Origin of the sequence: Bartonella sp. AA97HXZ, from assembly GCF_042196985.1 — a bacterium.
GTDB lineage: Bacteria > Pseudomonadota > Alphaproteobacteria > Rhizobiales > Rhizobiaceae > Bartonella.
The window spans coordinates 1-12,995 of sequence record NZ_JBHIRC010000021.1; the positions used below are offsets into that span (position 1 = coordinate 1).

Below are 12,995 nucleotides of genomic sequence, written 5' to 3' on the forward strand. Positions count from 1 at the left end.
GCGCCCATTCTGCTCTTAAATTCTGCTCCGCTCTTTCCAAAACAAAGGAGCCTTCATCCGGTAACAACCAAAAATCAATGATATTGAAGGGTATAAAGGCTACTTTTAATATAGCTTTGTTTTTTATCAGCAACAGTAAAAAGTTTGTTTTTTTATAAAAATTGAAATTTATTCATTTTTTATCGTATATTTTATGTTATCTTCTTTAAATTAATTAAAAGATCATAGAATATTAAACTGATAGGATGCATTTTTCTCAAGCGGCATTTTTAGAGAAATGTTGATTTAATCAGTGAAGACAAGCAATGAGTAAAGTTATAATTTGAAAAGACAGTATATAATGTTTTATGATCAATGATCTAAATTAGAGACATGAATTGGGGGAGTTTGATCTTTCTTACAGCACAGTAGCTCAAAAAAACAGTAGATGAAGTTTAAAATTCACCATTACCCATCATAAGATGAAAGCTTTTATCCCACGTTTGATTTTTTTAAACTATTTTCTTGTCCTATCTGTAATATCTAAAGAATATCTTCAAGCACTCATAAGCACTCTTTTAGGGTATCATTTCCATAATCAACGTAACGGTTATCGAGCTTCCATTCAAGATACTGTTTTGCAAAAGGAAATCGTCATTTCAGGATACGGAGGGATTTATGTATTTAGTCACAATGTATCATGCACCCTTCCTCTTATATCAGAAATTTAATTCTTAATCGTAATGACGTGATTAAAAAGCACCTTGCGAGACAATCTTTTTAATAAATTTTTAATAAATAAAGTAAAGATGAATTCTGAAAAAAACTTTTTTAGACGTAAAGTGATACGGAGAAACAGTCAGAAAGAAAGGGGGAGATTACAAATGTTGATGACTATAAAAAAAGATATCAAAAAATTACCAAAAACCGATTTATGGATCATTTGTGCTATTTCAGCTGATCAGCAAAGAGAATGGATCAGTAAATGGTGTATAAAAAATAAACAAGCCTCTATAAGTTCTAATTATGTCAATGATCTTGCCGTCCTAGGATCATTTTACAGATCTAGACAAAATGATTGCTATGAAAGCAACAGTCCCACAAGCAACTCCCCTCAAAAGATGACAATCTCATTTATGAGGCTTATGTTGCTCCTCATAATCACTTTAAAATTGCATCATTTGCTCTCATTAATACGCTTTGAAGTCCCATATGGACTAAGGGACCTTTTAAATTTTGGGATGGTTATGGAAGCCTTCTTTCCACTAATCCCTGAATGGGGATATGAAACCGCTACCTTTTCACAGAAAAATATTCTTTTCAATGAAAATTCTTATTGTACAATCTATGGAACAACACAATGAACAGAGCACGCACCCTTGCTCTCACCTATGGCTCCTATAATGCTGTCCGCATGCTGATCGGCGTTTACCATGCGATTTTTTTAATGTCCATGGGAGTGAATCTGGCGCAATTAGCTCTGCTTCAGGTTGTCTTTTCCACCACCATTCTGCTGCTTGATTTTCCCTGCGCTGTTTTATCTGACAGATATCGGCGTAAATATTCCGTTATGGCTGGGGTCTTTATGACAGGAGTATTTTATCTTCTATGCCTTCAAGCTCCCAATATGACAGCACTTATTATTGCGCAAATTCTCTATGCAGCAGGCATTTGCATCATTGTCAGCGCCATTGACGGATGGATTTACCATTCTCTAGGCGATAAACAGGATCACTTTTCGCATTATGCTCATCTCTACCACCAGGTTAACTCTTTTGGAAGTATTCTCAGTGGGATTATAGGAATTGGAACGATCTATTACTCTGGACGATATTTTATGGGATATATCATCTCATGCCTCATGATGGGATTTATTTTTTTGATATTCCTTATTGTTCCTGAAGAAAAGAAAACGACAATTGAAACGTCCAAAACAAAAACAATCTTGCACAATGCCAAGGAAACGCTCTGGATATTTCAAAATACAGTAGGAGGAGCATGGTTTATTTTCCTCATGTGCCTTTTTAGCGCTGGTATTCAGATTATTTATCATTTCTGGCAACCAATAATACTTTTAGGGGGAAAAATTCATCACCTCAACGGTTCGCAAATGCTCGTCTTGATGTGCTGCCATATTGGAGCCTTTTCAGCACAATATTTTTCAAATTTGCTGATGTCTAAGTATCATGTTCTTGATAAAAAATATAAGAATTCTATAAAATATTTTTCCTTCTTTTCTGCGCTGATGTGCATAGCGCTCTATTTTTCAGTTCATAGCCATCAAACGGCTGCATCAGTCATCGCCTTCTCTTTAATCCATGGATTTATTTGCACTGTACCGATCGGTGCAAAAAGCTTATTTTTCTCAGAACTTAACCAAAAACAAACGCAGCATATTTCCGGTGTTGTTGGTGCTGTCTCTTTTAGCGGAAGAATATTTTCAATTACAGTATTGAGTATTATTTCTTTTCTTCCTGCAAAAGTTTCTCCATCTTACTACCTAATATTACCGACCATTACTTTTTTCATGTGTGGTTTGGTTGTCATGAGATGGATGAAACACTCTCAAAAGTCTCTATGAGAGGAAAACCATAACATTTCACCCACAATGTTTTCTTCTAAAAGAAATCTATAACTTTTTTGAGAGCATTGCCACATCCAACTTTCAATACACAATGCAAATATAAAGCAACACGTTGATTTATAATGATAATATACCAAACGCGAATATTGTAAGATTCTTTCTTTTCAAATCTGCTTTATGGTTGAAACAATCAAAATCATTTGCTTGCACATCATAAGCAAAGAAAGCCGTATAAATAAAAACGATTTAGAAAGGAAAAATGCCTTTTATGAACTCTCATAGTCAAAATCTATAACAACAGGAAGGCAGATATATAAGCAGATATATAATATGCCTCTTTGCATCTTCATAAGTATACAAATGATGTGGCTTTATAAGGCTTTATATGTCTCACAGAAACTTTTGTGTTTTATACCATTTACGAGGCAGCGTCGCAAAATGGGCTTATACACATTGCAAAGATATCTCTTTAAAACAAGCGCATAAATCGGCAATACAAGTATATTTGTGTTTAGAACATGCTTTTTATATGAGAGGCATAATCCCAACGGGATAAACAGAATTCCGATACACAGTCAACTGCTTTTATAACAATAGATGGCGGAGAGGAAGAGATTCGAACTCTCGAGAGCCTTTTGAGCCCTACTCCCTTAGCAGGGGAGCGCCTTCGACCACTCGGCCACCTCTCCAACAGAGAGGCATAAATGGTATCAACAGAAAGTTCAAGACATTTTCGATTTTTTTCCCAAATATCTGAAATTTTTTTTCCTTTATTGATCCCATAAGGAGCAAAAGTTAATAAAACAAAAATTGTGTCTTTTTTACCACAGCATTTCGAATAGTACATGTATATATTACAAAAAGGTAATTTCATATTTGAAACTCTAAAAAGATTAGTTATAGCTAAGATAACAAGTGCTGCGTATTTTACTTATGTCTTTGTCCTTAATGCGTTAGGCAAATGGTACTCTTTAGAAGAAATTTAACCGGACCTCGGAGATCCCATATGAATATTAAATCCCTCTTTTTAAGCTCTACAGCAGCTTTTTTAGCAATTTCTGGAGCACATGCTGCTTCAACAGTTATCGCCGAACCTGAGCCTGTAGAATATATTCGCGTTTGTGATGCCTATGGAAAAGGATATTTTTATATCCCTGGAACAGAAACCTGCATGCGTTTATCAGGAAATGTTCGTACTGATTTTATAGGCGGTGATAATATCGATGCAACAACCGAAACTGAACTAAGAGACAAAAGAAAAACCTATGGCGCATCATCACGGCTCACCCTTGTTTTTCAAGCAGCTTCTGAAACAGAAATGGGAACACTTCGTTCATATGCAAGAATTTATTCAAGCTGGGGTGATGGTAATGATAAAGCTGGTGCAAGGCTTGCAGCAGCTTACATTGAACTGGGTGGTTTTCGCGTAGGTCTTGATGATACAATTTTCAACAGTTGGACTGGTGGTTATGGAAATGTTCTCAATGATGACAGCATAGCGCCTGCCGGCACAACACGCACTAATTTTATTTCCTACACCTTTAATGGTGATTCCGGCTTTTCTGCTATTATCGGCGCTGAATTAGGCAATATTGCAGATTCTCTTCCAGGAATAACAGGATACTACATTGATAAAGATGATAAGCTTGTTTCTATCACTGAGGGTACTCTTCCAAGTAAAGCCATTAAAAATTACACCCCGAATGTGGTTTTGGGTATAAAGTTCATGCAAAAATGGGGTGGTTTTTCAGCAGTTGCAGCATATGATACTTACTACAAAAAGTGGGCTGGAAAAGTACGTGCAGATTTCAATGTCAACGATCGTTTCAATCTATGGGTAATGGCTGGCTATAAAAATGGCCTTGATTACTACACAGTAAATGCAAATGATGAGTTATCACGAAAAAGCACAACAATTTATGCAAACTGGGGTGGTAAATGGGCTGCTTGGGCGGGTGCCACTTACAAGCTTACTCCAAAAGCAAATTTGAATGCTCAAGTTTCTTATAGTGCTGTAAAAACCTTTGCAACTTCTGTAAATATTACATACACGCTGGTTCCAGGATTTGTGATTACACCTGAATTAACCTATGTTAATTGGAATGATGATCGCGTTGTGACGGATAAAAATAATAATGAAAAACATTTATTCAATAAGAAAAGTGCTTTTCAAGGTATGATCCGTTTACAGCGTTCATTCTAATCCTATTTAAGCTACAGCTTTTAAAAACTGGCAACATGGTTTGCCAGTTTTTATTTTTGAAATCAAATATCATGAATATCTTTTCCTGATACGTATTGTCTTGTCTCTCGAAAAAAAACCGCCTTAGTTTCATAAAACTACTCTTAGAAGATTAACCTGATATGCTTGATAAGAGCACCTCACACGGGCGTTTACACATTACTTCAAACACAATCTCTTCCTTGCCCTTTAAAGCATGAATAACCCCTTTGCTTTATGACCAAATTGGTCTTTCTTGGTAATTTACTTCTAACCTTTGTTAATTTAGGTCATGATCTTCTCAAATAAATTCTACACTGAACAGATAAACTATTGAAAAAACAAGACATCATTGTGTTTTTGATATGCCTGAATGTGTCTTCTATCAACACTATAAAACACAATGTTTTATAACACGGCTTCATTAAAAAACTTAATCATCAAGAAACATGCTGTCAAAACGATGCAAATATTCCCTAAAGCAATAAAAGAGAAAAGCGATATATCTTCAAAAAATGAATTGACCTCTTCCCCTTCTAAAGAATAGAGCCTCCTATCAGGAGCAATCTGTAAATACCCCTATTTTTCCTGAACCTACATCACATTGATTTATAATCATAATTTTTTATTTTTCATGTTTCAATCAACCAAAACCTGTCACTTGTACACGACAAGCGGAGAGAGCCGTGTGAATAAAAACGAGTAAAGAAAATCCTTTTATGAATCGTTTTAAATTCCAAGGGTTGTCGTAACATTGAGATCTGACAAAATGTACGATAATGCTAGGCACTTTTATTAAGCATAAAAATGAGGATACACTTCATAGAGGATTTTAGATTATATTCTCTATGAACGTCGCTGTAAAATATATGTTGTGATACACACTAAAAGACATTTCTTTAAAACAAGCATGGAAATATACAATACAAATCCATTTTATTTGAAGCGTTTTACCCTGCGTAAGGAACATGCCATGATATACGCAACATCTTGACTTTACGCGTTTTTAAAGGAAGAAAAGAAACAGTAAAATTTAATCTCTGCAAATCATAGAGCTTTCAGAGTTATGTTTCCATAAAACGCCTTATACCGTACAGGGGATTTTTTACACGATTAATGCCCTTTTTACATAAAGCCAATTGGCAAAAAGCAGCCTTTCCTGATAATAAAAAGGCTTACACGTAATCATAAGCCATATTTTCAATTAAAACGCATTGAATTCACGGAAAATACTTATCAACCAATGCATAAAGAATTGCTGCTGTTTCAACATCTAGAATCCCATCATAATTTTCTTGACGAAAATGAAGTTGAAATGCTCGGATCAAATCTTTGTATCCTGTTTGGGTACACGCAGCAGAAATGTCATATCCATAACATTTTAGCTTCGCCAAAACATCTTCTTTGGGTGGCAAATTCTTAGAGAATTGCTCTTGATAATGACTTTTTAGTTCATCATCATACCATGCTCCTATACCTGCGCTATAAAGTTCTCTCCATGGAAAAGCTGCTCCTGGATCACTTTTTCTTCCAATGGCAATATCACTATGTCCCACAACATCTGTTGGCATAATATCAGGATACCGTTGAAAAATATTCAAGGCAAGTTCCTTAACAGCATCAATTTGTATTGGATTATAAGGAGGAAACATACCCGTCCCATCATGATAAGTCGCTAAATTAACGATTTCAATCCCGATAGATGCATCATTGAGATGACTATGCCCAGCCCATGAACTCACACCCGCATGCCATGCACGCTCATTTTCATCAACCAGATTAAAAATACGCATATCCTTAAAGCCTGCCTCACGATATGTCTGCTCTGAAGGATCAGGAACAAGATAGTGTGCACTAACCTTTTCTCCTGTAAGCGCCATAATCGAGGCTTTAAAATCAATAGCCGTATAATGCATAACGAGAAAATGAACGCGACGACTAAAACTTTTGACAGAACGATAACTGTTGTAATCAATCTGATACATAAAAGCCCTTTCTTTTTTGCTTAAAAAACCACTGCGCATCACAACAGATAGAATACGAACTGTTAAAAAATGCAATAAACTTCCCATCTAGATACTAAGAATTACGACTAAAATTTGTTCATCAAAAATATTGACACTCTTATCAACAATTAAGACCACATTTTTATTTTTCTCCCACACACGCATAAAATGTTTTTAACCACATTAAATATTTTCCCCAAAAAAATTCCTACAAATTACCAATCAAAAAGAAAACAAAAGCGTAAAATGATCACTCCTTAAATCTTCACGTCTTACAGAAAAAATAGTTCTTCCTGTTATCAAATTGAAAAATCTCACCCCTCGGAAGTGAACACCCAACGATCATGCAATCACACAAAAACTTAAAGGAAAAATTTTATGAGCTCTTTACAGCAATTTATTATCAGATAACAGAACGGCACATGTTCGCAATAAACTCTTCACGGACATATTGTTCAATAAAATTTGCAAAGCTTTCCTGTAAATGACACGACTTCTTGTCTTTTCACACCATCACTTTTTGATTTACAAAGAATCTTAATTATCTACAACGCTTGCGGTACATGACGTCTCTGGATTCCTTGTCATCAGCTCCATGAAAGATAACATCTTGATTTATAATCATAATTAATCATTATAAATATTGAATATAGCGAGCCTAATATCGTAAAGTTTTTCTTAATCTTGAATCAATCAAAGTCATTTAATGACACATCAAAAGAAAAATTACCCTATAGACAAAAACCACTGAAGAAAAGGATCAAAATACTTCCTATAATAGAACGTTTAATAATTTAAGCAATATTGTTACATCCCCATAGAGTTTCATTTTTTCTTCTCCGTTTTCAAATATCTTTTTAAGACAGCCCAAGCTGCATATTCTTGTAAGACGACACCTAAAAGTGGTCGCGTATAGGGAAAAGTAATATAATCCTCACCATAACCTTTCATCCGTATAGTTATGGTAGCATGTCCAAGGCTTTCTGCTTGATTTTCTAATGTCTCCAAAGAAGGCTCTAGGCTCACTTCAACCTCAAGCAGTGGAATATCTTGTTTACCTTTTTCTATGGGCTGAAAATATTTTAAAAGCAGCGGATCATTGGCAGACCAATGAACCTCTGCATGCATCGCTAATTGTTTACAAGCAGTAGTAACTTCTGCCCCAACTAAATAGGGGTGAAAATGATTTTCAAATGCTTCCACGAAATATTGTTCCAAGAGCGCTTCTGATTGAGCAACCAGTTGCACCAAAACATAGGGGCTTTTCCATAAAAAATGCCGTTCAAAGGGTTCATTTTCAAGATGATCATCAACCCACTGCGCAATAGTACTTTCATCAATTCCAATCAAAGTCCATGCATACTCCGCACGCGATACAGAAAAATATTTCTTCTCGTTGTGTTCTAAATAATTCTCTAAAAGCACAAAAGCCTGTGATGGTGGACCAGGCAAAACAACAAGTGTACTTCCATCGCAAGAGAGATAAAACCCTGGTGCTGTGCCTGTAGGATTATCAAGCACAGTTGCTGTCTCAGGAAACAATGCTTGACGTGCATTACTCTTATCCACCAAAATCCCTAATCGTTGTAATTGACCTTTTATTGTTTGCCAAACATCTTCATGATGTACCAAAGGCTGCTTTACAGCTTGAGCAACTCCATCGCGTGTTTTATCATCTGATGTTGGTCCCAATCCCCCACTGATAATGATAAGATCTTCTTGTCCAAGACAAGAAACAACAGTCTCACTGATTTGCTGTAATTGATCAGCACAAACAAAATGACGTGTGACTTGAATATTTCTCTTGTTCAAGCTTTGGCTTAAATCTTGTAAATTCGTATTCAAATATTGTCCTGAAAGGAGTTCATCACCAATGGTAATAATGGCAGCACGATGAACAAAGACAGAATTCATAAGAGAATTGCGAACAGCTTCAGCCATTTGACGGGTAGAGGCTATACCTCCAAGATCATAGGTAACGGTTTTTCCAGCACGAATAACCTGATCAACACTCTCAGACAGTTGTTTTGCTGCATCTTTAAAGCCTAAGTGCTCTAAGAGTAAAGCCGTGGTATAAAGCATCGCAGAAGGATTTGCTTTATTTTGTCCAGCAATACGTGGTACGCTTCCATGAACAGGTTCAAAATAAGCAATCTCGCTCCCCACATTCGCATGAGATGCAAGCCCCAATCCCCCCATTATCCCAGAGCCAAGATCAGAAAGAATATTGCCAAACATATTTTCAGCAACAATCACACCAAACCGCTCTGGCTTGGTTGCAATCCACAAAGCAACCGCATCAACATTATGAATATCTGCTTCAATTTCCGGATAGTTTTGCGCAATTTTCTCAAAAATTTCCTGAGCAAACTGACCACTTTCTCGCATAACATTGGGCTTATCAGCAAAAGTAACTCGCCTAAAGCTATATTTCCTTGCATAAGAAAAAGCGTATTCAAATAACCGCTCTAAACCAAAGCGTGTCTGCAAACGGACTGTCCACGCAGCTTCCTCAAGCCCATATTTTGTCAAATTTGGATGTTTTAGCCAAACGGCTGTTTCAGGAGAAATACCCCGAAAATCCAATCCAGCATAAAGGCCTTCACTATTTTCTCTGATAACACAAAAATGAAAAGGTTTTCTCGGACCAAAGATGTATCTTACAGGACGTATATTCGCAAACAAACCTAACTTTTGGCGAATTTGAAGTGCGGGAGAAACATAGGCAAGGTTTTTCTCTTTTAAATGCGGAGCAAGTTCTTTTAAAGCCGCTTCTTTTCCTTTACTGGTCACAGTACCAAGTAAAATAGCATCACTCTGAGTAATTTTTTGCCAAGTCGCTTGAGGAACAGAAGCTCCTTCCTGTTTCCAACATTCAAAACCAATATCACCATAAGTCAATTCAATCGGCAATTGGAATTGCTCTAAAACCATCAACGCAGCATCACAAACCTCTGGTCCTATCCCATCACCAGGTAATACAAGAACTTTCTTTTTCATAATCCCTCCAGCCACTCATCAATAACTGCATCCGTCATAGTAGGATTATCCTCCCACAAACGCGTACCAGCACCAGAGATAATCTTATATTCATGGTTCAGATTATGACTTTTCGTCTGATTATTTACCGTTGCAAGTTGCGACTTTTCTCCCACTAAAGCTAAAAACTTCCCCTTATACTTAACTATCTCATCTCTAGCATCTATTTCTAATAAGAGTTTAAAGCCTCTTGTCATGCGTTCAATTGCCAAGCTTTTTTGTTTATCGGGAATCTCCAATAAAACTCTTTTTTTCATAACGCCAGAAGGATGCATAAAACCATTGAGTATTTCCAAAGCCCCCGATAAATCATTATTTTCTAAGGAGGCAAGAATATCTCCAAGGCGCCGTTGCAAAACCTTATCTGGATAGCCAGGCGCATTCACAGCAAGCACAGCTTGAACATTGGGAAGCTGGGCTGCCAATATTTGTACCAATGTTCCAGCCATAGAAAATCCCACAAGCACTGCGGGCTCTTTAAAATAGCTTTTAAGTTTTTCTGCCATAAAAGATAAAATGTCTACAGCAGAATAATTGAGAACATGAGAACCCTTAGGAAAAAGAGAAAGCGTATCCAGCAGAGTGACAGGGAATCCTTTTGTTGAACATAGCTTTGTCAATGGAGAACAAAAAACACCACCATCCCAAATTGGCATTACAGGAGAAAGAATAATAATAGGAAGGCTCATTGATCAATTCCTCCCCTTATTTTTAAACATGCATTAGAGCCAGAAATTTTCCCACCCAATATAATGAAAATATGTTGAAACTCTAGGCTCATATTCTCCCCCCATAATAATCGATTTGTTAAACTCAAACTAAGCTTGTAACAAATTTTAAACCCACTCAATCCAGCAACTTAATAAAAAAAATTCATCTAATGTACAGGTGCCCCATTTGTGTAAAACATCAAAAGCATTTCCGCATAATGCTTTCTTTTTATCATTTACTCAGCTTATTTCTGAAGTCATAAAATGACGCGCTTTTTGAATATAAATGATAAAACCAATCATACAACACACAGCTAACAAAGTTGCCATAGCCCGTGGGCTATGACCAGAGATTTTTCCGATAACCGCTGCACTGAGTGCCGCACTTCCTAATTGCAAAGATCCCATAACACCAGAAGCCGCTCCCGCAGCTTTCGGATGCGATGAAATAGCCAACGCTGTTCCTAACGGCAATAAAAAACCATTGCCAAAAGTAAGAACAGCAATAGCCATAAAACTTGTCACAAGGGGCCATGGGCTTAGATACATTTGCAAAGCAAACAGCACACCACCTATCACAAAAATAATGTACCCTCTCCCCACAGTTTTTTCCATAGACTCGCGTTCAAAAAACCATCGCGCCAAAAGATTTCCCAAAATATAGGGAAACGAGACACCAATATAGCTATAACTAATGTGTATCGGCGATAACCCCAAAGTCGTGAGTAAAAAAGGCGACTCCACAATATAAGCAAAATAGGCAGCGTAAGAAAAACACGGAATAAGTGCATAAAAAATAAATTGTTTGTTTCTGAAAACGCCTAAATATGCCTTCATCAATCCTACAGGAGAAAAATGCTGCCGTTTTTGAGGGGGTAGAGTTTCGCTTAGCACAAAACAACATAGCAAAATGGTCAAAAATATAAAAAAGCTTAAAAAGATAAAAGTTGCCTGCCAATGAAAAGCTTGTATCAAAAGTCCACCAATGAAAGGTGCAAGTGCTGGCGACATTCCAATAAAAGGGAAAACAATCAAATAAAGTTTTCCAGCCGCTTTTTTATCCAACAAATCATTGATAATTGCACGACTTAAGACAAGTCCCGCACAAGCACCAAGACCTTGCAAAAAACGTAACACAAGAAAAGCGTGAATATGAACCGTATAAATCACACCAAGTGTCGTAAATAACCACAAGAATAAGCCCAATAGAAGTGTTTTTTTACGCCCAAAATTATCACTCAGCGGACCATAAATGAGCTGTCCAAGTGCCAATGCCAACAAAAAAACCGCCACTGCACTTTGAATTTGAGATTGTGTCACTTGATAATATTGACGCATATCGCCCAGTGCCGGTAAAAAAATATCGGTAGAAATCAATCCTCCCGTCGATAAACATACGATAAGTATAATAAATAGCAAGTTATATTTATGAGTCATAAAGAAAATCACACTTTTTAGGTAGTTATTAAATAGTATTTAATTAAATATAATTATATTTTATGCTTATATATGCAAATAATAATTATTAAAAGTGTTATTATTTTACTTTATAAAAATATTATTTTTCTTATAGAAAGCATTTTATTTTACAAACTTCACGAGCTAAAAAGTTATTCCCTAACTAAGCTCTCCTGTACAAATACTTTGCCGTAATCTTCCGCTGCTTTTTTCATTGATATTATAAGCAAAAGCATAATCTCTCTCCACGGCAACAGTCCCACTTTCTATACAATATCCATCAAAGTTGATCGACAAAACGCAAAGCAGAAAAACAATCTCTAACGTCTCTACCCCAAAATCACTATGGTATAAACACGGCGCATAACACAACAATAGCTTGAAGCCCCTATCAACACAAATAATTGTGTAAAAAATCTTGATCTATCCCCTATACCATAAAATATAATGCTTTCTCTGCAAACCAACTCACAACCAAATATATCTTACTCATTTCATAAAACTCTTCATCTAAGATAAATATCAAAAAATTATCGTGTAACATATTAACAAATATGATGTCATAACAATTCAATAAGCTTTTTATTTAACTTAATCCATGATCTTTTATAACACTATGAATTGAACATTACTGATATTTATTTTTATCTTCAAATGCGCCTTCTAATCTCATTTTATAAATATTCTTCCCATAAAAACAGTAACACTTTTATAAAAATAAGCAGATATACCCCCTACTTTATAAGCTAGAAACCAATAAACGATAGTATCCAGTTTTTTTAAATTATTCTCTCTCATGAGAAATTCGATGATAATATGATAATAGTATACGGATAGCCCGCTTTTTTTTCAGACATAAGTGAGGTCTTTTGGATTGTATAGCCACATTTTACTTCTCATAACAAACATTTGTTTAAAGTATTTTCCTATTCCTTTTTAGCTGCTCTATATCCCTTTTGGAACATAATTAGCAAAAAGGCATTGTATCTCCAGCATAT

The 12,995-nt window shown here is 35.9% G+C and carries 7 protein-coding genes and 1 tRNA gene; 3 read left to right on the plus strand and 5 right to left on the minus strand.

Going from position 1 to position 12,995, the window contains the following annotated elements:
- The first annotated feature begins 869 nt into the window (after positions 1–869).
- Together ACFINE_RS08440 and ACFINE_RS08445 are read left to right on the plus strand one after the other, a co-directional pair.
- Positions 870–1,343: a hypothetical protein gene (locus ACFINE_RS08440; RefSeq protein WP_375621715.1), complete on the plus strand. Its 474-nt coding sequence runs from the start codon at positions 870–872 to the stop codon at positions 1,341–1,343.
- Positions 1,340–2,560: an MFS transporter gene (locus ACFINE_RS08445; RefSeq protein ID WP_375621716.1), complete on the plus strand. Its 1,221-nt coding sequence runs from the start codon at positions 1,340–1,342 to the stop codon at positions 2,558–2,560. Before ACFINE_RS08440 ends, ACFINE_RS08445 begins: the two co-directional genes overlap by 4 nt.
- A 601-nt stretch (positions 2,561–3,161) precedes the next feature.
- On the opposite strand, the gene ACFINE_RS08450 is transcribed toward ACFINE_RS08445, so the two are convergent.
- Positions 3,162–3,252: transfer RNA gene (locus tag ACFINE_RS08450), tRNA-Ser, on the minus strand.
- Positions 3,253–3,569: 317 nt separating this feature from the next.
- On the opposite strand from ACFINE_RS08450, the gene ACFINE_RS08455 reads away from it, so the two are divergent.
- Positions 3,570–4,766: a porin gene (locus tag ACFINE_RS08455; RefSeq protein ID WP_375621717.1), complete on the plus strand. Its 1,197-nt coding sequence runs from the start codon at positions 3,570–3,572 to the stop codon at positions 4,764–4,766.
- A 1,238-nt stretch (positions 4,767–6,004) separates the two neighbouring features.
- On the opposite strand, the gene ACFINE_RS08460 is transcribed toward ACFINE_RS08455, so the two are convergent.
- From ACFINE_RS08460 to ACFINE_RS08475, 4 genes are all read right to left on the minus strand, one after another.
- Positions 6,005–6,769 carry an N-acetylmuramoyl-L-alanine amidase gene (locus ACFINE_RS08460; RefSeq protein WP_375612480.1) on the minus strand — a complete coding sequence of 255 codons (765 nt, stop codon included), beginning with the start codon at positions 6,767–6,769 and terminating at the stop codon, positions 6,005–6,007.
- Between the two features lie 846 nt (positions 6,770–7,615).
- Positions 7,616–9,790 carry an isocitrate/isopropylmalate family dehydrogenase gene (locus ACFINE_RS08465; protein ID WP_375621718.1) on the minus strand — a complete coding sequence of 725 codons (2,175 nt, stop codon included), beginning with the start codon at positions 9,788–9,790 and terminating at the stop codon, positions 7,616–7,618.
- Positions 9,787–10,518 carry an alpha/beta fold hydrolase gene (locus ACFINE_RS08470; protein ID WP_375621719.1) on the minus strand — a complete coding sequence of 244 codons (732 nt, stop codon included), beginning with the start codon at positions 10,516–10,518 and terminating at the stop codon, positions 9,787–9,789. Before ACFINE_RS08470 ends, ACFINE_RS08465 begins: the two co-directional genes overlap by 4 nt.
- 261 nt (positions 10,519–10,779) lie before the next feature.
- Positions 10,780–11,976 (minus strand): multidrug effflux MFS transporter, encoded by a 1,197-nt coding sequence (locus ACFINE_RS08475; protein ID WP_375621720.1) that lies wholly within the window; start codon positions 11,974–11,976, stop codon positions 10,780–10,782.
- Positions 11,977–12,995 lie beyond the last annotated feature (1,019 nt).